General features: G+C 61.2%; 20 protein-coding genes and 2 pseudogenes. 17 read left to right on the top strand and 5 right to left on the bottom strand.

The window, feature by feature from the left end:
• Window positions 1-3 precede the first annotated feature (3 nt).
• Entirely contained in the window at window positions 4-822 is an 819-nt protein-coding gene (gene cysQ, locus B3361_RS13900) for a 3'(2'),5'-bisphosphate nucleotidase CysQ (protein ID WP_054905028.1), read from the bottom strand.
• Window positions 819-1,385 carry an ADP compounds hydrolase NudE gene (gene nudE / locus B3361_RS13895; RefSeq protein WP_029885608.1) on the bottom strand — a complete coding sequence of 189 codons (567 nt, stop codon included), beginning with the start codon at window positions 1,383-1,385 and terminating at the stop codon, window positions 819-821. Before nudE ends, cysQ begins: the two co-directional genes overlap by 4 nt.
• Window positions 1,386-1,449: 64 nt before the next feature.
• Between nudE and yrfG the strand changes: the two genes are divergently transcribed.
• The gene (yrfG, locus tag B3361_RS13890) at window positions 1,450-2,112 is read left to right on the top strand and encodes a GMP/IMP nucleotidase (protein ID WP_054905029.1); all 663 of its coding nucleotides are present in this window, start codon (window positions 1,450-1,452) and stop codon (window positions 2,110-2,112) included.
• Between the two features lie 130 nt (window positions 2,113-2,242).
• Here yrfG and lysM read toward each other — a convergent pair whose 3' ends face one another.
• On the bottom strand, window positions 2,243-2,683 hold the full coding sequence (gene lysM, locus B3361_RS13885; protein ID WP_009683781.1) for a peptidoglycan-binding protein LysM: 441 nt from the start codon (window positions 2,681-2,683) through the stop codon (window positions 2,243-2,245).
• A gap of 177 nt (window positions 2,684-2,860) precedes the next feature.
• Between lysM and fdhD the strand changes: the two genes are divergently transcribed.
• From fdhD to B3361_RS24090, 12 genes and pseudogenes are all read left to right on the top strand, one after another.
• Window positions 2,861-3,691, top strand: coding sequence for a formate dehydrogenase accessory sulfurtransferase FdhD (gene fdhD / locus B3361_RS13880; protein ID WP_054905030.1), 831 nt, complete (start codon window positions 2,861-2,863; stop codon window positions 3,689-3,691).
• Between the two features lie 5 nt (window positions 3,692-3,696).
• The gene (locus B3361_RS13875) at window positions 3,697-6,042 is read left to right on the top strand and encodes an FdhF/YdeP family oxidoreductase (protein WP_286920252.1); all 2,346 of its coding nucleotides are present in this window, start codon (window positions 3,697-3,699) and stop codon (window positions 6,040-6,042) included.
• A 294-nt stretch (window positions 6,043-6,336) separates the two neighbouring features.
• Window positions 6,337-6,815, top strand: a pseudogene (locus B3361_RS13870) (glycine zipper domain-containing protein).
• 552 nt (window positions 6,816-7,367) lie between these two features.
• Window positions 7,368-8,219, top strand: a complete 852-nt coding sequence (locus tag B3361_RS13865) for an STAS domain-containing protein (RefSeq protein ID WP_054905951.1) — start codon at window positions 7,368-7,370, stop codon at window positions 8,217-8,219.
• A gap of 4 nt (window positions 8,220-8,223) precedes the next feature.
• Window positions 8,224-8,586 (top strand): STAS domain-containing protein, encoded by a 363-nt coding sequence (locus tag B3361_RS13860; protein WP_054905950.1) that lies wholly within the window; start codon window positions 8,224-8,226, stop codon window positions 8,584-8,586.
• Window positions 8,583-8,987 (top strand): anti-sigma regulatory factor, encoded by a 405-nt coding sequence (locus B3361_RS13855; RefSeq protein WP_029885914.1) that lies wholly within the window; start codon window positions 8,583-8,585, stop codon window positions 8,985-8,987. Before B3361_RS13860 ends, B3361_RS13855 begins: the two co-directional genes overlap by 4 nt.
• Window positions 8,984-9,997, top strand: a complete 1,014-nt coding sequence (locus B3361_RS13850) for an ATP-binding protein (RefSeq protein ID WP_054905959.1) — start codon at window positions 8,984-8,986, stop codon at window positions 9,995-9,997. Before B3361_RS13855 ends, B3361_RS13850 begins: the two co-directional genes overlap by 4 nt.
• Window positions 9,990-10,838: a sensor histidine kinase gene (locus B3361_RS13845; RefSeq protein ID WP_144189331.1), complete on the top strand. Its 849-nt coding sequence runs from the start codon at window positions 9,990-9,992 to the stop codon at window positions 10,836-10,838. The genes B3361_RS13850 and B3361_RS13845 overlap by 8 nt, the downstream gene beginning before the upstream one ends.
• The gene (locus tag B3361_RS13840; protein WP_054905948.1) at window positions 10,828-12,771 is read left to right on the top strand and encodes a response regulator; all 1,944 of its coding nucleotides are present in this window, start codon (window positions 10,828-10,830) and stop codon (window positions 12,769-12,771) included. The genes B3361_RS13845 and B3361_RS13840 overlap by 11 nt, the downstream gene beginning before the upstream one ends.
• 116 nt (window positions 12,772-12,887) lie before the next feature.
• The gene (locus B3361_RS13835) at window positions 12,888-15,281 is read left to right on the top strand and encodes a TonB-dependent siderophore receptor (protein WP_054905947.1); all 2,394 of its coding nucleotides are present in this window, start codon (window positions 12,888-12,890) and stop codon (window positions 15,279-15,281) included.
• Window positions 15,282-15,504: 223 nt separating this feature from the next.
• A pseudogene (locus tag B3361_RS24095) lies at window positions 15,505-16,281 on the top strand (CHASE3 domain-containing protein); the annotation flags it as partial.
• Window positions 16,273-17,136, top strand: coding sequence for a methyl-accepting chemotaxis protein (locus B3361_RS24090; protein WP_414703933.1), 864 nt, complete (start codon window positions 16,273-16,275; stop codon window positions 17,134-17,136). The pseudogene B3361_RS24095 and the gene B3361_RS24090, both read left to right, overlap by 9 nt.
• 126 nt (window positions 17,137-17,262) lie before the next feature.
• Here B3361_RS24090 and B3361_RS13825 read toward each other — a convergent pair whose 3' ends face one another.
• Window positions 17,263-17,526: a DUF3077 domain-containing protein gene (locus B3361_RS13825; protein WP_054905945.1), complete on the bottom strand. Its 264-nt coding sequence runs from the start codon at window positions 17,524-17,526 to the stop codon at window positions 17,263-17,265.
• 16 nt (window positions 17,527-17,542) lie between these two features.
• Complete coding sequence (locus B3361_RS13820) at window positions 17,543-17,785, bottom strand: hypothetical protein (protein WP_009683501.1); 243 nt, start codon at window positions 17,783-17,785, stop codon at window positions 17,543-17,545.
• A 971-nt stretch (window positions 17,786-18,756) separates the two neighbouring features.
• On the opposite strand from B3361_RS13820, the gene B3361_RS13815 reads away from it, so the two are divergent.
• The 4 genes from B3361_RS13815 (at window position 18,757) to B3361_RS13800 (ending at window position 23,350) form a co-directional block, all read left to right on the top strand.
• A complete protein-coding gene (locus B3361_RS13815) occupies window positions 18,757-19,029 on the top strand; it encodes a hypothetical protein (RefSeq protein ID WP_238784013.1) in 273 nt (90 codons plus the stop codon).
• Between the two features lie 401 nt (window positions 19,030-19,430).
• Window positions 19,431-20,006 (top strand): hypothetical protein, encoded by a 576-nt coding sequence (locus B3361_RS13810; protein WP_238784012.1) that lies wholly within the window; start codon window positions 19,431-19,433, stop codon window positions 20,004-20,006.
• A gap of 705 nt (window positions 20,007-20,711) precedes the next feature.
• Window positions 20,712-22,787 (top strand): hypothetical protein, encoded by a 2,076-nt coding sequence (locus tag B3361_RS13805; RefSeq protein ID WP_154211861.1) that lies wholly within the window; start codon window positions 20,712-20,714, stop codon window positions 22,785-22,787.
• Window positions 22,784-23,350: a hypothetical protein gene (locus tag B3361_RS13800; RefSeq protein ID WP_286920251.1), complete on the top strand. Its 567-nt coding sequence runs from the start codon at window positions 22,784-22,786 to the stop codon at window positions 23,348-23,350. Before B3361_RS13805 ends, B3361_RS13800 begins: the two co-directional genes overlap by 4 nt.
• Window positions 23,351-23,366 lie beyond the last annotated feature (16 nt).

Genomic DNA, 23,366 nt, shown 5'->3' with positions numbered 1-23,366 from the left:
CCGCTAGATCAGCTCAAGAAAGGCCTGGCGCCACGCTGCCTTGGCCGGCAACGCCAGGAAATACGGGTTGAGCAAAGACTCGCGCGCCGGGTAACGGAACGGCAAACCGTCCAGCCCGATCACTTCACCCCCCGCCCCTTCCACCACACCCTGGGCCGCCGCCGTATCCCACTGCGAAGTCGGCGCCAGGCGTGGATAACAATCGGCGCTGCCCTCGGCCAACAGGCAGAACTTCAACGAGCTACCAATGTTGGCCAGCTCCAGTTCACCCACTGCCGCACCCAGGCCCGCCAACAATGCTTCCTGTTCGGGGCTGGAGTGCCGGCGGCTGGCAACCACGGTAAACCGCTCACCCGCTGGCGGAGCGTTGCGCACCTGGATCGGCCGGGCCGCCTCACCCGCGTCTGCCCGCCAAGCCCCCAATTCGCGGCCCCCAAAGTAGCAGCGGCCATTCGTGGGCATCGATACCACGCCGAACACCACCTCGCCTTTTTCGATCAAGGCGATATTGACTGTGAACTCCTCGCTGCCGGCAATGAATTCCTTGGTGCCATCCAGCGGGTCCACCAGCCACCAGCGGCCCCAGCCCTGGCGCTCGGCCAGCGCAATATTGCAGTCCTCTTCGGACAACACCGGAATCTGCGGCGCCAGCGCCAGCAGGCCATCGGCAATCACCCGGTGCGCTGCCAGGTCGGCGGCAGTCACCGGCGAATCATCGGCCTTGTTGGTCACTGCCACATCGGCACGCCAGTACGGCAGGATCGCCTCGCCCGCAGTCAACGCCAACTTGACCACTTCACGCATCAGTTGATTGTCGTTCATAGCGCCAGCAGCCCCCGCTGAATCATCAGGTCACGCGCCAGGTACAGCGCCGCCAGGGCGCGGCCTTCGGTGAACTGCGGGTGCATGGCCAAGGCCGACAGCTCGCGCAGGTTGACCTTGTCGACCCGCATCGGCTCCGGCTCATCGCCCTCCAGGCGCTCTTCGTACAGATCGGTGGCCAGCACCACCTGGATTTTCTGGCTCATGTAGCCCGGCGAAAGCGACAGCTCGGTAAGGTGCTCAAGCTGGCGCGCGCCAAGCCCGGCCTCTTCCTTGAGCTCGCGGTTGGCGGCTGCCAGCACATCTTCGCCGGGCTCGATCAGGCCCTTGGGCAGCGACAGCTCGTACTCGTCGGTACCACCGCAATACTCTTCCACCAGCACGGCGTGCTCGGCGTCGAGCATGGCCACGATCATGACCGCGCCATAGCCGTTACCCCGGCCTACCAGGCGCTCATAGGTGCGCTCGGCACCATTGCTGAAGCGCAATTGCACAGCCTCTACGCGGAACAGGCGGCTACTGGCGACGATTTCGCGGCTGAGGACGGTGGGTTTCTGGCGCATGGGGCGGCTCCTTGGCGTGAACGGGTTACTATACCGTGGCTTGCCGACTGATCGAGAGTTTCCCATGCCTGTTCTTCCCTGGTCTGCCATCGATACCGTCCTGCTGGATATGGACGGCACCCTGCTCGACCTGCATTACGACAACCGCTTCTGGCTCGACCACCTGCCCCAGCGCTATGCAGAGCTGCATGGCGTGAGCCGGGCCATGGCGGAAATGGAGCTGCAGCCGCTGTTCGAGCGCAATGCCGGCACGCTGAACTGGTACTGCCTGGACTTCTGGAGCCGGGAGCTGCGCCTGCCGATCCGGGAGCTGAAACGGGAAATTGCCGACCTGATCGCGTTGCGCCCGGATGCCGACACGTTCTTGGCGGCGATTCGAAATGCCGGCAAGCGCGTGGTGATGATCACCAATGCCCACCGTGATTCGCTGTCGCTGAAGCTGGAACGGGTGGAACTGGCACCGTATTTCGAGCGGCTGATCAGCTCGCATGATTATGGTTACCCGAAGGAAAGCCCACAGTTCTGGGACGCCTTGCAGGCGGACATCGGTTTTGAGCCGGGGCGTAGCCTGTTCATCGATGACACCCTGGCGATACTGCGCAGCGCACGGTGCTTTGGTGTGGCGCACCTGCTGGCTGTACGCCAGCCCGATAGCCAGGCGCAGCCGCGCGATACTGAAGAGTTTGCTGCGGTCGAGGATTACCGGGAGCTATTGATTGGCCTGTAAGCGCCCTGGCACCGGCTACGCCGGTGTTAGCGGGGACGCCCGCTCCCACAGGTGACCACCGGCCTCACGCCTTGCAGCAACCTTGTGGGAGCCGGCTTGCCGGCGATAGGGCCGATAAAGCCTGCAAAAATCAGTCAGGAATACGCAGTACCTGCCCCGGATAGATCTTGTCCGGGTGCTTGAGCATCGGCTTGTTGGCCTCGAAGATCTTGTTGAACTGATTGGCATTGCCATACACCACCAGGGCAATCGCCGACAGCGTGTCACCCTTCTTGACCGTGACCAGGCGTGCGGCTGTCACGACCGGCCCGGTCACAGTGATCTGGTCATCGACGCTGGCCACACCCTCGATGTTGCCCGCTGCCAGCACAATCTTCTCCTTCTCTTCCTGGCTGGCGACTTCACCCTTGAGGATCACTTTGTCGCCCTCCACGGTCGCCGTGATGTTCGGGTTGCCGAGGCCGACATTCTCCACGTGTTTCTTCAACTGCTCTTCGGCTTTGGCATTGCCCGGGGTCAGCAGGTCGATCAACTTCTCGCCTGCTTCCTTCACGAAACTGATCAAGCTCATAGCACTCTCCTTGTTCACGAAACCTCGAACCCAGCAGTCTAGGCCAGCTTTGCTCATGCCGCCCGCCTGCGACCAATCGACGCGCTCTATCAAGGGATAGAGGCTAGCGATTAGACGCCACAGGCCCACGCGCCTAGGCTTGTGCTACACCAAGCCGCCGAATGAACAGCCTGCCCGATGAACAGCAAACCTCCGGTCTGCACGGCCTCATCGCCCTTGCCCCTGCCGGCCGCCAGCAACACCTACGCATACGTCCAGCTCAGCGACAGTAAAGGTGACAGCACGCCGCTGGCCGAAGAGGTTGCGTTGGCCATCGTCTACAACGGCCTCAACCAGGCAGTGATGCTGGTCAGCCCGACCGACCTGGAAGATTTCGCCGTCGGTTTCAGCGTGGGCAGCGGCATCGTCGGAGGCACCACGGAAATCTACGACCTGAAGCTCTCGGGCAGTGGCTCGGCCCTGTATGCAGACCTGGAAATATCCAGCCGAGCCTTCTGGAACCTGAAAAACCAGCGCCGGCAGCTGGCCGGCACCAGCGGCTGCGGCCTGTGCGGGGTCGAGGCGCTGGAGCAGGCGCTGCCAGAGCTGGCCGTGCTGCCCGGTGCGCCGCTGCCACCGGCAGCGTGGCTGGTGGGCCTGCGCGAGCGCATCGATGCATTTCAGCCGCTGGGCCAGCACTGCGGGGCGGTGCATGCCGCGCTGTTCATGGACCGCCACGGCGAACTGCTGCTGGGCCGTGAAGACATTGGCCGGCACAACGCCCTCGACAAGCTGATCGGCGCGCTGCTGCGCCAGGGCATCGACAGCCAGGGCGGCCTTGCGATCGTCACCAGCCGCTGCAGCCTGGAACTGATCCAGAAGGTGCTGCGCGCCGGCATCCAGACCTTGGTCAGCCTGTCCGCCCCCACCGGGCTTGCCCTGCAGTGGGCGCGCAAGCACAACCTCAACCTCATTCATCTACCCAAGCACAGCGCACCGCGGGTCTACAGCCCGGCGGCGGAGTCGTAACAGTCGTGACCTCGTACCAGCACCTACCGGACAATGCCCCAGCCTCAACCCCTCGCTACAAGCCCTACCACGGCCCTGCCGGTGGCTGGGGTGCGCTGCGCAGCGTGGCCAAGGCCTGGGTCGGCAGCGATAACGCGCTGAAGAACATTCGCGCCCTGCTCAAGACCAACCAGAACGGCGGTTTCGACTGCCCAGGCTGCGCCTGGGGCGATTCGCCAGAAAGCGGCATGGTCAAGTTCTGCGAGAACGGCGCCAAGGCCGTAAACTGGGAGGCCACCAAGCGCCGTGTCGACGCTGCCTTCTTCGCCCGTTACAGCGTCACCGCCCTGCTGCAGCAAAGCGACTACTGGCTGGAGTACCAGGGCCGCCTCACCGAGCCGATGGTCTACGACGCGACCAGCGACCGCTATCAGCCGATCAGCTGGGACGCCGCTTTTGCCCTGGTCGCCCGCGAGCTGAACAAGTTGGCCACACCTGACCAGGCCGAGTTCTATACCTCGGGGCGGGCCAGCAACGAAGCAGCCTACCTGTACCAGCTGTTCGTGCGCGCCTTCGGTACCAACAACTTTCCCGACTGCTCGAACATGTGCCACGAAGCCAGCGGCGTGGCGTTGGGGCAAAGCATCGGGGTGGGCAAGGGCACGGTCACGTTCGACGACTTCGAACATGCCGACGCGATTTTTGTCTGGGGCCAGAACCCCGGCACCAACCACCCGCGCATGCTCGACCCGCTGCGCGACGCGGTGAAACGTGGCGCTCAGGTGGTTTGCATCAACCCGCTCAAGGAGCGGGGCCTGGAGCGCTTCCAGCACCCGCAGAACCCGCTGGAAATGTTGACCAACAGCGACCGCCCAACCAACACGGCATTCTTCCGACCGGCGCTGGGTGGCGACATGGCGCTGCTGCGTGGCATGGCCAAGTTCGTCCTGCAGTGGGAGCGTGAAGCCCAGGCCAAGGGTGAACCGGCGGTGTTCGACCATGCCTTCATCGCCGAGCACGGCCATGGCGTGGACGATTACCTGGCCGTGGTAGATGCCACGCCATGGGACCACATCCAGGCGCAATCCGGCCTGCCCATGGCCGACATCGAACTGGCGGCGCGCATGTACTGCCGCGCCGAGCGGGTCATCATGTGCTGGGCGATGGGTATCACCCAACACCGCCACTCGGTGCCGACCATTCAGGAAATCGTCAACCTGCAGATGCTGCGCGGCAATATCGGCGCACCAGGCGCAGGCCTGTGCCCGGTACGTGGCCACAGCAACGTGCAGGGCGACCGCACCATGGGCATCAACGAGCGCCCACCCATGGCGCTGCTCGAGGCCATGGAAAAGCGCTTCGGCTTCCCCGTGCCACGGCACAACGGCCACAACACGGTCGAAGCGATTCACGCCATGCTCGACGGCCGGGCCAAGGTGTTCATCGGCCTGGGCGGCAATTTCGCCCAGGCCACGCCGGACACCGAGCGCACGGCGCAGGCGCTGCGCAACTGCGAGCTGACCGTGCACATCAGCACCAAGCTCAACCGCAGCCACCTGGTTCATGGCAAGCAAGCGCTGATTTTGCCGTGCCTGGGCCGTACCGACATCGACCTGCAGGCCGACGGGCCGCAAGCGGTAACGGTCGAAGACTCGTTCAGCATGGTGCACGCGTCCAATGGCCAGCTCAAACCGCTGTCTTCACAGATGCGCTCGGAGCCGGCGGTCATTGCTGGCATCGCCGCCGCTACGCTGGGCAAGAAACCCGTGGACTGGCACTGGCTGGTCGCCGACTATGCGCGCATTCGCGACCTGATCGCCGACACCATCACAGGCTTCAGCGGCTTCAACCAACGCCTGCAACACCCAGGCGGCTTCTACCTGGGCAATAACGCCGCCAGCCGCACATGGAAGACCAACACGGGCCGCGCCAACTTCAAGGCCAACCTGCTGCCCGATACGCTGCTTGACGAGCGTGTGCGTGCCAGCGGCCAGTTACCGGACCTGATCATGCAGTCGATGCGCTCGCACGATCAGTACAACACCACCATCTACGGCCTGGACGACCGCTACCGTGGCGTGCGCGGCCAACGCGAGGTGCTGTTCGCCAACGAAGCCGACATCATCCGCCTGGGCTTCCAGCCGGGGCAGAAGGTCGACATCGTATCGTTGTGGGGGGATGAACACGTCCGCCGGGTGCACGGCTTTACCCTGCTGGCGTTCGATATTCCGGCCGGGCAGGCGGCGGCGTATTACCCGGAGGTGAACCCGCTGGTGCCGCTGGAGAGCATTGGCGATGGCAGCCATACGCCAACCTCGAAGTTCATCGCCATCAAGCTGGAGCGGGCGCGGGACGACGGGCGTATCCTGTAATGGAGGTGCCAGCCGTGTTCGCGGCTATAACCGTATCTACAGGCTGGAGCAAAACCCTGTAGGAGCGGCTTCAGCCGCGAATAGGCCAGAAGCGCCAAAAACGAAAAAAGCCCTGTTCCGCAAGGTTCAGGGCTTTTGCCATAAAGACCTCAGACAGCCGAAAATGGTTTAAGTTTCACAACAAATACAGTCACTTACAGAATTGTGTACAACTCGTGTTACTCGTCGGATTTCCGTTGCCAGCCACCTCGCTTACCCTCAAATTCGCCTCGTCATCCTTATGAGGCTCTCTTGATGAAGAAGTACTCCTCGATTTTGTTGTTGTCTTTCAGCTTGCTCAGCGGCGTTGCCATGGCAGGCGGCACCACCGAGGCCGGCATTGGCGGCGCATTGGGTGGGGTACTGGGCTCCGTTGTCGGTAACTCCATCGGCGGTAGCACTGGCGGCGCCATTGGTGCCGGTCTGGGCGGTGCGGCCGGCGGTGCGCTGGGTGCCGACAAGCGCCAGCGCGGTGAAGCCGCTATTGGCGGTGCCCTGGGCGCGGCAGGCGGTAACGTGGTGGGTCGTCGGTAGGCGGTACTACCGGGAGCTACATCGGCGCGGCTGCCGGCGGCGGTGCTGGTGGTGCGCTGGGTAACTACCTGGGCAACAAGGCCGACGCCGATGAGCGCCATGACGACCGTCGCTACCGCCGTGGCTACGATGACCGTCGCCACTACGACCGTGGCCATCACTACGGCCACCGCAAGCACAAGCGCCACTGGCGCGACTAACGCCTGAGGGCCCTGCCCCGGCAACAAGAACCCCGCCCCTTCCGGCTAATGCCTGTCAGTTAAGCGTTACTGGGGCTGCTTTGCAGCCCTTCGCGGGCACGCCCGCTCCCACAGGCGCTGAACTCAAGAAATGCGCGATCCCTGTGGGAGCGGGCGTGCCCGCGAAGGGTCGCAAAGCGGCCCCAAATTACTTAACTGACAGGCATTACCTATGGGTAGGTGCCTTTTTTTTGCGCTGGAGTTGCCTACCGAGTGCGCCAGGCGGTTTCCGAGCGCCTTGGGCATCTTGCTTCCGCCCCGCCGCCGATTACCGGGCGGGTACTTGCAATATGAGGTACGGTTCAAGGTTGCATCGATGTCATGCCGTGATGGTATGCATTCCTATAAAACCGTTTCGCAGTAGGCTGCCGCAATCCGAAGCCGTTGCGCTATCCTAAATGGCTGAATGCAATTATCTTTTCCCGCTGCACAACTAATCGAACCGGCAAATGTCATTCACAGCAGGCCGGCCATTCATCGGGACGCCGGCCTTCACCACTGGAGCGAAGGCACATGGCAACACTGCAAGGCAGCACGTTGGAGGCTATCCAACATAGCCAGGCACAACTGCGCGAGGAATGGACAGCCGGCCTCGAAACCAACGGCGCCACGCGCAATATCAAAGAACAGGTACTGGCACAGGAAACCCAGGAATTTCTGCAGTTGCTGGTGGACGGCCTGCGCGCTGGTGGCGGCAGCCACCTGGCCGGCAGCGAGTGGGAGGCGTCGCGCCGGTTCCTGGAGAAGCTTTCTGCCAGCCGCGCTCAGCTTGGCCACGATTCGCACCAGGCCGCGTTCTTCATCTTCGCTTTGAAAGGGCCGCTGTTCGGCTTGCTGCAAACACAGTACAGCAGCGAGCCGGCACGCCTGGCCGAGCAACTGTGGCTGGTGTCGGAACTGCTCGATGGCATGGGCATGCACACCATCCGCGCTTTCCAGAAAACCCGCGAGGAAGTGATCAGGCGCCAGCAGGAAGAACTGCTGGAGCTGTCTACCCCCGTGGTCAAACTGTGGGACGGGGTGCTGGCGCTGCCACTGATCGGTACGCTGGACTCGCAGCGTAGCCAGACGGTCATGGAGTCGCTGCTGCAACGCATCGTCGACACCGGCTCGGAAATTGCCATCATCGATATCACCGGTGTACCCACCGTCGACACCCTGGTCGCCCAGCACCTGCTGAAGACCGTCACGGCCATCCGCCTGATGGGCGCCGACTGCATCATCAGTGGCGTGCGCCCGCAAATCGCCCAGACCATCGTGCACCTGGGGCTGGACCTGGGCTCGCTGACTACCAAGGCCAGCCTGGCCGACGCCCTCAAGCTAGCCCTTGCACGCCTGGGCTGCGACATCAGCAAGCAGGGGTAAGCCCATGGAGCGTATCCCGATCCTGCAGATGGGCGAGTTCCTGCTTGTGACCATTCAGGTCGACATGCACGACCAGCTGGCGCTGACCCTGCAGGAAGACCTTACCGAGCGCATCAGCAGTACCTCGGCCCGGGGCGTGTTGATCGATATTTCCGCGTTGGACATGGTCGACTCGTTCATCGGCCGGATGATCGCCAGCATCTCTGGCCTGTCACGCATTCTTGATGCCGAAACCATGGTGGTCGGCATGCAGCCGGCCGTGGCCATTACCTTGGTCGAACTGGGCCTTACCCTGCCGGGCGTGAGTACGGCGCTCAATGTGGAGCGTGGCATGCAAGTGCTGCGTCAACGAGTGAGCCAAAAATGAATGTGCGCGAAAGCGGCAGCCAGCCGGTACGAATCGAACAGGATGTGGTATTGGCGCGTCAGTTGGCGCGCAAGCTGGCCGGCGAATGCGGCATGCGCCTGGTGGACCTGACCAAGCTGGTGACGGCAGTCAGTGAACTGGCGCGCAACACGGTGGTGTATGGCGGTGGTGGCGATATGGACTGGGCTGTGCTGGAGGATGGCGGGCGCACCGGTTTGCGCCTGTTGTTCCGCGACGAGGGCCCCGGCATCCCCGACATCAAGTTGGCGCTGACTGACGGCTGGACCTCGGGCGGTGGCCTGGGCCTGGGCCTGACCGGCGCTCGGCGGCTTGTCCATGAATTTGAACTGGACACCGCGCCAGGGCAGGGCACACGCGTGACGATCACCCGATGGGCATGAACCTGTTCGCCAGCCAGACCCAGGTGATGGGCCTGGCAGACCCGAGCGATGTTGGCCACGCCCGGCGTACCGCACAAAAGCTGGCCAAGCGGCACGGCTTTGACGAAGAGGACTGCGGCCGTGTGGCGCTGCTGGCCACCGAGCTGTGCAGCAACGTGCTCAAGCATGCAGGCTGCGGTGAACTGCACCTGCGGGTGCTGCCCCGTGAGCACGGGGGTTATGCCATTGAACTGCTCACGGCGGACCGTGCCCAGGGCTTTGATGCACAGGCCTGCCTGACCGATGGTTATTCAACCGCAGGCACCCAGGGTATTGGCCTGGGGGCCTTGGCGCGCATGGCCCAGGTATTCGATGTGTACGCCGATGCGCGCGGCGCGGTGGTGCTGGCGCGCGTGCACGCCCAGCGCGACCACGCGCCAGACCTGCGCGTGGGGGTAAGCCAGCATGCCCTGCACGGCGACCCTGCCTGTGGCGATACCTGGCACCTGGCGATCGAAGGGCAGCGTATCAGCGCCCTGGTGATCGACGGCCTGGGCCACGGTGTGGATGCCCAGGCTGCAGCCAGCGCGGGCGCGGCAGTGTTTGCCCAGGCCCCGTTCGCCGGCCAGTTGGAGCAATTGCAGGCCATGCACCATGCCATGAATGGCAGCCGTGGTGGCGCGGTGGCGATAGCATGCTATGACGGTGCCCGCGACCACCTCGGTTTTGCCGGCATCGGCAATATCGGCGCCAGCCTGGTGAGCGCCACCCAGGTGCGTGGTTTGGCTTCGTTGCCCGGCATCGTTGGCGGCCAGTATAGAAAAGCCCAGGTATTTGACTACGCTCATGCAAATGGAAAACTGTTGATCATGTACAGCGACGGCTTGCAGTCCCGTTGGAATCTTGAGAATTACCCTGGCCTGGTGCACCGCCACCCGGCCGTGATCGCGGCAGTGCTGCACCGCGACTTCTGCCGGGGCCGGGATGATGTAACCGTGCTGGTCATCGACCTGGAGGCGGCGCATGGCTGATGCAGAGGTAATTGCCCGGCTGCAGGCAGAAAACGATGCCCTGCGTGCCGAACTGGAAGAAACCAACCAGGGCGTGCTGGCCCTGTACGCCGAGTTGGACATACAGGCCGAACAGCTGCGCCAGGCGTCGGACTTGAAAAGCCGCTTCCTGTCGTACATGAGCCACGAATTCCGCACGCCGCTGGGTTCGATCCTGAGCATCACCGGCCTGCTTACCGACGAGCTCGACGGGCCGCTGTCGGCTGAACAGCACCGCCAGGTCACCTTCATCAGCACCGCCACCCGCGAGCTGTCCGACATGGTCGACGACCTGCTCGACCTTGCCAAGATCGAAGCCGGGCGCATCAGCATCTCGCCGGCCTGGTTCGACATGCTCGATCTGTTCGCGGCCTTGCGCGGCATGTTCCGGCCGATTGTCGACGCTACTGCAGTCGACCTTATCTTCGAGGAGCCTACAGGGCTGCCGCGGCTGTACACCGATGACAAGAAGCTCGCGCAGATTCTGCGCAATTTCATTTCCAACGCGCTGAAGTTCACCGCCCAGGGTGAGGTGCGGGTGTCGGCCCAGCTGTATGGCGACGACCGCATCCGCTTTGCCGTCAGTGATACCGGCATTGGCATTGCAGCAGAGCTGTTGGATACGTTGTTCGAAGATTTCACCCAGGTAGATTCGCCACTGCAGAAGCGCTTTCGCGGCACTGGCCTGGGCCTGTCGTTGTGCAAGCGCTTTGCCATGCTGCTGGGTGGCGAAGTGGGGGTGCACAGTGAACCAGGGGAAGGCTCTACCTTCTTCGTGGTGATACCTCTGGCCCTGGCTCAGGAGAACGCCGATGAAACCTGAGGTGCGCTTGCTGATCGTGGACGATAACGTCGCCACCCGCTACGCACTGCGCCGGCGCCTGGTAGTGCACGGCTACGAAGTGCTGGAGGCAGGCACCGGCGGTGAAGGCCTTGCGCTGATTCGCGACGAGCAGATAGATGCCTTGATACTGGACGTGAACCTGCCCGACATGAGCGGGTTCGATATCGTACGGTTGCTGCGCAAAGATGCCCGCACGGCGTTGTTGCCGGTGATTCACGTGTCGGCCGCGTCGATCCAGAGCGGTGACATCATCACCGGCTTGAACGCTGGCGCCGATGCCTACCTGGTGCACCCGGTAGACCCGGATGTGTTGCTGGCAACCTTGCGTACCCTGTTGCGGGTGCGGGACGCCGAGCGCGCTCTGCGCCAGAGTGAGGCGCGCTTTCGCGAGATATTTACCGGTGTATCAGCGCCCATCGCGGTGCTCGACGCCGAGTTCAAGGTGCACGAGTGCAACCAGGCATTCAGCCATCTGACCCAGGAAAACAGCAACCCCGGGCAACTGCTGGAATGCTTTGCCAGCGGCCAGGAGCCAGCGTTGGCTGACCTGCGCCGGCACCTGGCGGCTGGCGAGCGCTGGAAGGGCACCCTGAGCATGCTGGTGCACGGGCATGTACGCGAAACCGAGTGGCAACTGTCGCCCTACCAGGCGCCAGGGCTGTGCCTGGTGTTCATCGAGGACATCACCGAGCACCGCCACCGGGAGCGCTCCCACCTGGCCCGCCTGGACGATGCCACCAACCAGTTGGCGCGGGAAGTCGCGGTGCGCGAACGCACCGAAGCGCAACTGCTGCAACTGCAGAAAATGGATGCCCTGGGCAGCCTGACCGGCGGCATTGCCCACGACTTCAACAACTTGCTCACCGGCATCATCACCAGCCTGGAGCTGATCTGCAAACGGGTGGCGGAAAACCGTATCGAGAAAGTGCCCAGGTACGCCGAAGCCGCACTCAGTTCAGCCACCAGCGCGGCCTCGTTGACCCACCGGTTGCTGGCCTTCGCGCGCCAGCAGCCACTGGATACCCGCCCGGTGGACGTCAACCAGCATGTACGCTCGCTGGAAGAGCTGCTGAACCGCACCATCGGCGAGCGCATCAAGCTTACCCTGGACCTGTCGACCCACCCGGCCATCGCCCTGGTCGACCCGGTGCAACTGGAGAGCGCGGTGCTCAACCTGGTGATCAATGCGCGCGATGCCTTGGCCAAGGGGGGGCGGATCTGGGTGAACACCGCAGCCACCTGGTCGCAGGGCAACCCCGACCTGGCAGACGGCCATTACATTGCCGTCAACGTGCGCGACAACGGTAGCGGCATCGAGCCGGAGCTGCTGGAAAAGGTGTTCGACCCGTTCTTCACCACCAAACCGGTGGGGCAGGGCACCGGGCTGGGGCTGTCGACCATCTATGGCTTCGCCCGGCAGTCCGGCGGGCATGTGCTGCTGAGCAGCGTGGTGGGGCAGGGCACGGAGGTGACCCTGTTGCTGCCGGCCAGCGCGGAGGCCGCGGTAGCGGTGGAGCCGGCCAACGTGCAGAACCTGCAAGGCAATGGCGAGCACGTGCTGGTGGTGGAAGACATGGCTTCGGTGCAGGTGGCGGTGGCAGAAGCGCTGACCGATGCCGGGTACCGCTGTACGGTGGCCACCACCACTGACGAGGCGTTGCGGCACCTGCGCGACGACGCCAGCCTGGACATGATGCTGACCGATGTTGGCCTGCCGACCCTCAGCGGCCGCGAGCTGGCCGACCTGGCGCGTTGCTACCGGCCCCAGTTGCCGGTGCTGTTCATGACCGGGTACGCCGATGCGGCCCAGGACCGCCAGGCCTTTCTCGGCGCGGGCATGGACATGCTGGTGAAGCCGTTTCAGCTCTATGAGCTGCTGGTGAAAGTGCGCCAGGCGGTCGGTACACGCTGAGGCAATTACCCCCGTCCATTTTTTCTGAAAATAAATGAGGTGTTTTCTCATTCTCGTTCGGCCTTTGCACAAGGCCGGAATACAGGCCAGCCGCCGACCCTCTACGGAGCGAGAAAATGAGTTCGACACCGGTTCCACAGCGCCACCCCCTCAGCCGTGCCATGCACGCGGCGATTCTGGGTTTGGTTGTCAGCAGCCCGGCATTGCCAGCGCTGGCACAACCTGCTGGCGCTGATCACGCCCTGCAACTGCAGCAGTGGAACATCCCTGCTGGCCCGCTGGCACCTGCGCTGGACCGTTTTGCCCGCCAGGCGGGTGTGAGCCTGGCCTTCGACGCGCAGACCGTGGCCAACCGCACCACCCCGGGCGTGCAGGGCGGCCTGGCGACGCCCGCCGCGTTGTCGGCGCTGTTGCAGGGGACCGATCTGCAGGTTGAACAGCAAGGCCCCCAGGCCTACCAGATCATTGCGCAAGCGCCGGCTGCCGGCCCGCTGGAGCTGGGTGCGACCGAGGATTACCGGCTGGCGCCGGTCATCATCAATGCCAAGGTCAAGGCCAGCGCCGATGACGACCTCAATTCAGTGGTGGCCAAGGAACTGTGGGTCGGTGGCAAGGTGGCCACCAGCATCCTCAACACCCCGGCCTCGGTGTCTGTGGTGACCCGCAAGGAAATGGAGCAGCGCAGCGTCAGCACCACCGAGGAAGCGTTGCAGTACAGCCCGGGCGTGGTCAGCGACTTCTACGGCTCGGACGACCGCAACGACTACTTCCAGATCCGCGGCTTCCAGGCCACCACCTACCGCGACGGCCTTACCCTGAGCTCGATGCGCGGTGTGCGCGAAGACCCCTATGCCTATGAGCGCATCGAGATTCTGCGCGGCGCCAACTCCACCCTGTTCGGCCCGGCAGACCCGGGCGGCTCGGTGAACTTTGTGACCAAACAGCCGCGCTTCGAGAAGTTCGGCCAAGGCTACGTGACCTACGGCTCCTACGACCATGCCGAGACCGGCATTGACGTGGGCGATGCCCTGAACGACGAGCAGACCCTGGCCGGCCGCTTCACGGCCAAGCTGCAGAACAGCGACCGCGAGTACGACCACTCGCAAGACGACAACCGCTTCGTGATGGGCGGCCTGACCTGGGCGCCCAGCGACTTCACTTCGGCCACGGTGATTCTCGATTACCTCAAGACCAACAGCTCGCCCAACAGCGGTGGCTACCCGCTGGACAAGGAATACGACCGCAGCGATTTCTACGGCGAGCCCGGCTACAACTTCCATGATGTGGAGCGCACCAGCCTCAGCGCCAGCATCACCCACGACTTCGACAACGGTTTCACCCTGCGCAGCAACCTGCGCTACAGCGAGCTGAGCGATGACTTCGGCTACGTCTACCTGAGCGACAGCGCCGAGCGCGTGGGCACCGTGATCCCCCGCTACGTGTTCGGCACCGACAGCGACGCGGACCAGCTCAATGGCAACCTGATGCTGCAGTACGATGCCCAGTTCGAGCACATCGACAGCAGCACCCTGGTGGGCGTGGAATACCTGGACTCGACCAACAAACAGCGCTCGGTGTACAGCCTGGCGCCGTCGATAGACATCGCCAACCCCGTGTTCACCGGCGTACCCGGCGGCATCACGCCGTATAGCCGCGAGAAAAACGACGCCACCACCAAGGCCGTGTTCCTGCAGCAGAACCTGTCCTTCTACGACCGCGTCATTGCCACGGTGGGTCTGCGCAATGACTCGATGGACCTGACCAGCACCGAGTATGTGGGGGGTGTGAACAGGCAGAGCGATACCTTCTCGGAAACCTCTTACCGCGGCGCGCTGACCTACATCGTCAACGATGAAGTGTCGACCTACGTCAGCATGGTGGAATCGGTTTCGCCGCCGCAGGTAGGGGTTACCCCGCAGACCGGCAGGCAGTACGAAGTGGGCGTGAAGTACTCGCCGCTGGGCATGGATGCGATGTTCTCGGCCGCCGTGTACGACCTGACCCAGGAAAACGTCACCATCGCCGTGGTGCTGCCCAGCGGCATCATCGAGCAGCAAACCGTGGGCGAGTCCCGCGCGCGCGGCCTGGACCTGGAAGCCAAGGCCCAGGTCACGCAGAACCTCAGCCTGATCGGGGCCTATTCGTACATGGACACCGAAGTGCTGCGCGGCTCGCTGTATGACGGCAGCTCGCTCAAAGGCAAAGAGTTCACCGTTGCGCCCAAGCATACGGCTTCGCTGTGGAGCTACTACGACATACCCAACACCGACGTGAGCGTGGGCTTGGGGGCGCGGTACGTGGGCGGTTACTTCATGGACGCGGCCAACACCAAGAAAAGCGACGGCACTACCCTGTTCGACGCTGCGCTGAACTACAAGATCGCCAAGGGCACCGACCTGGCGCTGAATGTCAGCAACCTGTTCGACGAGCAGCATGTGGTGGGCTCGGGTACGGCCGATTACTACAACCCAGGGCGGGAAGTGACCGCCAAGTTGAGTTACAGCTGGTAACCCAGCCCAAGCTCATGATCGTCACCCAGCCCCAGAGCTGGGTGACGCCCCTCCCAATCCAACCCCCGCATCGCCCAATCAAATAAAATTGTACAAAGAACTTTTTCTGTACAAGATAATCATAGGCCTGATATCAAAACGTCACTACGCCAGAACCCGTCCGCATCCTTGTGCACGGGACCCAGCGTAGCGTCCAGCCAGGCCTTGAAGGGTTGCCCCCACGATGCTCAACAATCTCAGTATCTCGAAAAAACTGTACACCGGTTTCGGTCTTGTACTGCTCATCATCGCCGTATTGGTACTGACTGCCTTGCGAGGCTTCGACCAGGTCAGCAGCAGCGTGAAGCGCAACATCCACAGCTACGACGTGCTCAACAGCTCCAGCAGCATGCTCAACAGCCTTGTCGACATAGAAACCGCCATGCGCGGTTTTGCCCTTACCGGCCAGGACAGCTTCCTTGAGCCCATGAACACAGGCGAAGAAGCGTTCACCGACGCTTTCAATCGCCTGAAGCAGGCCACCGCCGACAACCCCCAGCAGCAAGCCCGGCTGGCCCATCTGCAACAGCTCTACCAACAGTGGCTGCAACAAGACATGCAAACCAGCGTGAACCTGCGCCGCGAGGTCAATGCTGACCGCGCGCCGCTGACAACGCTGGTCAGCCAGATAAGCTCGGGCCAGGCCAAAGCCAAAATGGACGCCATGCGCGCCGTGATCAACGAATTCCAGGCGGCCGAGAAATCCCTGCAGGACGAGCGCAGTCTGCTGATGGACCAGGCGAAATCCACCGCCTTCACCATCCTGATCGCCGGCGGACTGGTCGCTGCAATCCTGGCTGTGCTGATCGCCACATTCCTCGCAAGAACCCTCACCCATCGCCTGGGTGAAGCGGTAACGCTGGCGCGCAACATCGCTGATGGGCGCCTCGACAACACCATAGCCATTGAAGGAACGGATGAAGTCAGCACCCTCCAACAAGCATTCGTGGCCATGCAAGACCGCCTGCGCACCATGATTGGCGAGATCAGGGCCAGTGCCGAACAACTGGTGGGGGCTGCCGATAATATTTCGGCGGCATCGGTACAGCTCTCCGCGTCAGCCCAGGAACAGTCGAGCTCGGCCTCCTCGATGGCGGCCACGGTCGAGGAGCTGACCGTGAGTATCAACCATGTCTCTGACAATGCGGTGGAAGCGCATGCCCAGTCCAGCGAGTCGGGTCGCCAGTCCAGCGAAGGCGGCAGCGTGATTCAGGAAACGCTGTCGCGCATGAACCAGATCGCCCAGACCGTAGAAGCTTCTGCCGGCCAGATCAGCGAACTGGACAGCCATGCCGAGCAGATCAGCAGCATTGTCAGCGTGATCAGCGGCATTGCCGAGCAAACCAACCTGCTGGCCCTGAACGCCGCCATCGAAGCCGCCCGCGCCGGCGAACAGGGCAGGGGCTTTGCGGTGGTGGCCGACGAAGTACGCTTGCTGGCACAACGCACGGGCAACTCGACCCAGGAAATTACCGAGATGGTCAAACGCATCCAGTCCGGCACCCGCGAGGCCGTGGGGCAGATGGAGGTGGGTGTGCAGCAGGTCAAAGGCGGTGTGACCCTGGCGCAACAAGCGGGGGAGGCGATCGTCAGCATTCGGCAGTCTTCGGGGGACGTGGTGCGCATGGTGGATCAGATTTCCCTGGCACTGCGCGAACAGACCGCGGCTAGCCAGGATGTGGCGCGCAACGTTGAACGGATTGCGCAGATGTCGCAGCAGAATAGCCAGGCGGTGGAGCAGACGGCCGAGACCGCGGGGGCGTTGCAGCGGTTGGCCCAGGGGTTGTATGGGCAGGTGGGGGTGTTTCGGATTTGAGGGGGGTGATGCCCCTGCGCGTGCAACGTCCACATTCGCCGTGCGCACAGGGGCCCTAGGCGGGCGATAGCGTCAGTGATTGATAGCTGCGAGCCGACTGACTTCTATCGCCTTTGGCCCTGGGGTTCAGTGCATCATTCCCAACTCCGCATCATCCAGCAGCGCTTTCCCCAGAGCGCAAAGATAGTGCGCTGCCCAGATCAGCTTCGGCTTGTCTTCCATCAGGCCATCAATGGTCAAATCCCGCGCATAGCCCATCAGCTCGGACGCCTGTTCACGGGCGTTCTGGCAGGGGATGCCGGGTTCGATGCGGAACAGCGGGTGGGTCTGGTTTTCACCTTGGAAGAAGATGGTTTTGCCGACAGTGCATTGGGTGTTTTCGGTGGTCATCGAGCAATACCCCTGGTCAATGCATGGTTTGCGGGTCGGCTGGCCTTTGTATTTGCGCCAGTGCCGATTCGAGCAAACGGCGAAGTGTTTCCAGCTCGTGCATCGACGCCATGATCAACACGGAGGCGGGTGATCTGGGTTGCATCAGCATTGCTTGCTGGGCAACGGCTTCGGCGCAGAGCGCGTAGTCGGTTGCAAGCATGAGGGTGTCTTCCAGGGAGTGGGGGAGGTGGGGTGGGTCGGGGACGATTTTTAGCATTGGACTGTGTTCTCGATAGGGGCTACCGCCAACCCGCTGTCAAACGGAATGGTGGCAGCTGTGCATGGGTTGACAGACCGGCGAACACAGAAACCGGCGCACGCGAGCGTGCCCCATGCACAACCGCCATTAACGGTTATGCGCGCTGTGTATCGTTGCGGCCTGTCAAAGCCGGTCGTTGATGGGTAACGACCTACCGAGCCTAGAACTCTGAACTAGCGATCGCAACGGAAAACAGGCGCAGGGAGTATGTTTGGGAAACGTCCTACGCGGAAGGGGTAAGATCTGATTTTCTGGCACCGGGCCAGCCACAGGCATAAAAAAGACGCCTGGGGGTAATGTCTGTTAGTTACGCGATTGGGACCGCTTTGCGGCCCATCGCCGGCAAGCTGGGCTCCCACAGGGAAGTGGAGACCTCAAGCTTTGCGCGGTACTTGTGTGTGGCTTGGTACTTCGATCATATCCAGCAGATGGTCGACCTATTCTAAGGTCGTACCGAGTGCAGCTACAGCGAGCACCTGCAAGCGTTCAAGGCTGTTGGAGCGCCACCCTGATGGCCCTGCCTGTCTGAATGAGGAGGGTACGGCCTACCTGGATCATCATCGCAGCATGAACGTCGTGGTCGCCCGGATCCGCTAGTTGACTCGTGAGCGGTGGTATCTCCGCAGGAAGCATGACCTCCGCCACCAGGCTAAGGAGCAGGAGATCCAAGCCTGCGACTATGCCGATGCCTTATGTGAGCTCTACTCGCGCATCACCATCATCAGGGTCGACTTCCACTACCGCTCTGAGGCGCATGGCAGGCTGCGAGTCGAGCACGTGTTTGATGACCTGGATAAACTAATTGCCAAACAAAAGCGCAATCCGATTTCTGACCACCTCATCGGCCACATCTATTCGGTGGAGCAGGGAGACAAGAATGATGGCGGGGCTACCACATCCATTCTGCCTATTTCTTCAATGGCAACGTGGTGCAGGGCGATGTCTACAAGGCCATCCAGCTCGGCGAGCTATGGGAAGACATCACGCATGGTCAGGGCTACATCTACAATTGCAACCACGACAAGGAGAAATACGGTGACGAGTGTGGTATCGGCCGCATCCTGAGGAGTGATCGAGCAATTCGGCGTCATGTGCACAAGGCGGTGAAATATTTCGTCAAAAATGCGCAACATCTGCGCTTGAGACCCGCGGGGGGCACGAGGCTTGAGGGCGGGGCAACTGAAGCGATCTCGCCGGGGTGACAGGTGACGCAGTTGTTGCTGAGTTTTTGCTACGCGCAGCCCGAAGCATCGAGTAGGGTAGGTTGGCGATAGTCACAGCTCACATTGATTGCATACTCGTCACGTGAGTGTGCGATCTACCTCCTTTGTTTACGGATGAGAAATGGGCAGGTCGCATTGGTCACGAAGTCTCGATATGGTTGAGGCTCGCCAGTGATCAGGAGGCTCCACCATGCTAATCGCTGATAACAGTAAGTGAGCCCTTGTCGATACTGGTCGTCCCACTGTTGTTGCTGGATTTGGCACGCCAGACATATGGCGGCTGCGTTGATTAAGGTGAAGCGGCGCAACGGTGATGTCCGGTGTGCATGGCGGTGGTGGCGACGCGGTAAGCTGAAGAAAATGTGACGGTAGGGGGCATTGTGCCGATTTACATTGGTTGGGATGTTGGTGGTTGGAACTGTGACAAAAATCCGGCCAGTCGAGATGCTCTGGTGGTTCTTGATAAGCAGTGCCGAATCTTGGGAGCGCCTTGGCGAGGCAATTTGCGCAGAGTGGTCAATCAGGCCAACGATAGTGTCGATTTCATCGCGCGGCTGCTGGCGTTGTGCGGGCTGGAAGATCATGAGTATTTCCAGGCCCCGGTGGTGCTGGCTATCGACACCCCACTGGGGTTCTCTGTTGCGCTGAGGGAGCTCTTCGCAGGAAAGCCATCCGGTCCCATCGGTAACTCCTCTAGTAACCCCTATCTGTTCCGGTATACCGAGCGTCTCCTGTTTGAAAGGGGGCTATCGCCGCTGTCGTCCATCAAGGACATGATCGGCAGCCAGGCCACCAAGGGCATGCATGTGGTGGCGCGCTTTGATCCGGTGATTGAACGCTGTGGTGTCTGGACAGACACGCTGCGATTAAGGGTCATCGAACCTATCCGGCTGCTTGCAAACATTCGCCAGCCATGGCCGCCCTCCGTGCTGCCAGTGCTACGGACACTGGCCTAGGGCATGCCGACCAGGACGATGCCTTGACCTGTGCGCTGCTTGCGTGGTTCTTCCATTGCCAGCCGGAACAATTGGTACAGCCGGATCCTAGCGTGGATCTGGGGGAGGGCTGGATCTTCGTGCTAGCTGATGGCTTGGTACCTGCGGGCTGAGCTTCTCAGTCCCAGAAGTTGTTGCTGATTCTCTGTACAGCTGTGTTTTCCGCCCGTCGATCAAAGCAGCCACCAGCCCTCTTCCGAGCATAGCTTTGTGACCTTTCTCGCTGTTGAGCTGTTGGATGCTCTACCGGAAATTCGGATATGTTTCCCTGCTTGGCGGGATAAACCAGTTCATGGAGCTGCTGTTCGAGTTGGTTGTGGCCTATGCCAAATATGCGGCGAGATTGCAATCGAGCATGAATATCAGACGGGTGTGCATAGGGCGCCTCGATGTAGCGAGAACATCCGTGTCCAAAACTGCCTCCCGGTGAATTGACTGAATCGGCAAAAAAACGCAAAGCATCGCTTTACCCATGCTTTGCCAGTGGATAAGGTGATCGTCATCGCGAAATGCTGGGTTGAAATGTTCCAGGGATGGCTCTCTATAGGCGCAGGTTTCTGCCAGGCCCCTAGCGTCAGTTTCCCTCTGATTCCTTCCGGTCTATTTGTCGCCATATTTTGCTTTTGGCTGGCCCGTGTTGCGGCGGGCGGTAGGGGAGTGTCGTGGATGAATGAGTTGGTTGAGGCCATACTGGCCGCCGTTCCTGCCGATGGTTCCACTATCGGTAACCAGTCGCTATTAGAGCGGCTCAGAGTTCAGTTCCCTCAGTTAACTGATGAGCTCTATTGGGAAGCACGCGGCGCTCTGATAAATCAGGGGGTGCTGCAGACCGGTAAAGGTCGTGGTGGTTCCGTGCGGCGCACTGACGTTAAGGTTCCGCCGGCAAGTGATTGGGTTCACTTTCTGCGTAGCTATGGACCATCATCGTCCAACTTGGCGATGTTCGACGAGTATGTTTCGAGGGCGTTGGCGCAGGCAGGAGTCCAGCCGATTAGCCTGTCAGCTCCTTTGTTAGAAGACATGGTGCGGCACATTGAATCCAAGGTACCAGGGTCTATTTTGATCGCTGGAACAGCTGGTGATGGTAAGACCTACCACTGCCGTGCCCTGTGGGAGCGCATTGGTGGAAACCCTAAGGATTGGGCCGCCAAGGGCAACGTGAAAGAGTTGCAACTGGCGGATGGACGCTCGGCTGTCTTCATCAAGGACCTTTCCGAGCTCAATGGTGAGGAGAGCGATCTGCCGTTGCAGCGTCTGGAAAGATCGGTGCTAGAAGGCGATGACTCCGCGGTCGTGATCCTTGCTGCAAACCATGGTCAAATCCTTGATCGTCTCCGTGATTTAGGCAGGCGCCAGGAGCGTGATCACCCACTTCGAAAGCCTCTGCAAGAGCGCTTCTTACAGGCTGGCCCAGCTCCTGAGCGCTTAGCGGTGTTCGATCTCAGTCGCTCGACTAGCCGTAAAACGTTAGACGAGGCGGCTATGGCTGTGGCAGGGCATCCCGAGTGGGACAACTGCAAGCACTGCGCACTTCAGAGCGACGGTAAAAATTGTCCCATTGATGAGAATCGCCGCAGACTTTTGGGTGAGTTAGATGGTGGTCAGCTCTCTCGCCGCTTGGGCGATTTGGTTGAAATTGCCAGGCACAATGGGCTGCACCTCCCTATACGCGACTTACTTGCGCTTTGTTCGAACATGATTCTCGGTTGCTCCGATGCCAAGCAGGCAAAGGACAACCTCATGACCTGCGCTGATGTCGCGAAGATCCAGGAAGGAGGCGACCTTGGCAAAGCTAGTGTCTATGCCAACGTCTTCGGAGCCAATCTCCTTAAGCGAAGGACCTCTGACCGTCCTATCTTCAAGGCGATGTCCAGCTTTGGTGTGGGCGATGAGTCCACCAATGCTGCTGATGGATTGCTTGTTTATGGCAAGGATGATTCGCGACTGCAAGCCGACTTCAGCCGCTTGGTCGCGAGCGATCCGATCTACGGGGCTACGACTGCTTTTCGCGCAGCTCAAGACGCCTATTTGGAAGGGTATGAGGGGGCTCGCTTGGAAGAAGGGGCCACCGAGTTTCTAGCGATGCTCGAAGACCAGCGACGCAGGCTTTTCTTCACACTTCCTGATGGGGAAAGGGGCTATCCGCATTGGTCGATGACAGCCTTCTGCTTTGCTGGGGACTACTTGGAAATCATCGAGGCGCTCAAAGCGCAGAAGCCTGTGAGCGAGGCGGTTCGTGGACGCATCGCTAAGGGCCTCAACCGAGTATTAACAGGCCTTCTTCTCGAAAACGAAGATCGCATCTTCATCGCCAGTTCGGGCGGTTTCACTCAAAGCCGGGTGAGTGTGCTTTGTGACTACGAGACGCTTTCCCGGAGGCAGAGCGGTGTTGGTATGGCGATCAGGCTTGCCGAGGAGACAGGCCGTCCTCGACTCGACATTTCGCTTGCTGTGGGAGCGGGCAATTCGGTCGCTTTCGACTTAACCCCTATCCGCCATGAGTTTCTCTCGCGTGTGGCTGAGGGTGCTTTGCCCGCTAGCTTCTCCAACGAGTGTCTCGAAGATCTGTTGGCTTTCAAGGCAAAGCTCTTGCGTAAGGTTGAGATCGTCAAGAAGGCCAGCATGACTGGAGATGATGACGAAATCGGTGGCGAGAACTCCGTGCTGACACTCAACTTCATTGATATTGAGCCCGGTGGTCGCGGTTTTTCGCGCCCTGTGACTGTGAGGGTCTCTGAATGAGTGCAATTATCAAGAGGCCTGAGATTAAAAGCGTCGATTTTTGCGTCGACGAGAACATTTGGGGACATCGTCTTTACGATGAGCAGCTTCCTCACCTGACTGTTCTGGAGTTTTTGGGCGTACTTGGCTCGAACTTGGATCAGCCGCTTAGGCCTCACCAAGAGCGCGGCGGCTCGGTCATGTTCAAGCCACAGCGGCAAGTCCGCTTACGTGGGTTGCTGTTCAACAATCCCTACGTCGAATCGATCGCGGAGAGCACCGCGTCTGATGAGGAGAAATGGAAGCAGTGGTTTGAGCGCTTTAGGCAAGGAGCAACTGGTAATGGTGATGAAGATATGGCCTATCTGCGTCGCTCGTTCACCAGTTTTGACGACTTCGCAAAGGCTATTGAGCTGCTGCGCTCGTCATCATTCGAGTCTCGCAGTAACAAGCGTTGGAGTTCCAAGTTCGTCTTTCCTTTCGGCCCCGATGCTCTTTATGAGGACTTAGCGATCAATGCGAAAGGGAGCATGAGCAACGATCGTCGTTTCTTTGCTCGTACGGGTGAGCTGCTTTATCTGTAAGCGTCCGGCGAACTCA

The organism is Pseudomonas sp. UBA6699 (assembly GCF_002454615.1).
Classification (GTDB): Bacteria; Pseudomonadota; Gammaproteobacteria; order Pseudomonadales; family Pseudomonadaceae; genus Aquipseudomonas; species Aquipseudomonas juntendi.
This window is presented reverse-complemented; position numbering and strand designations above follow the sequence as displayed.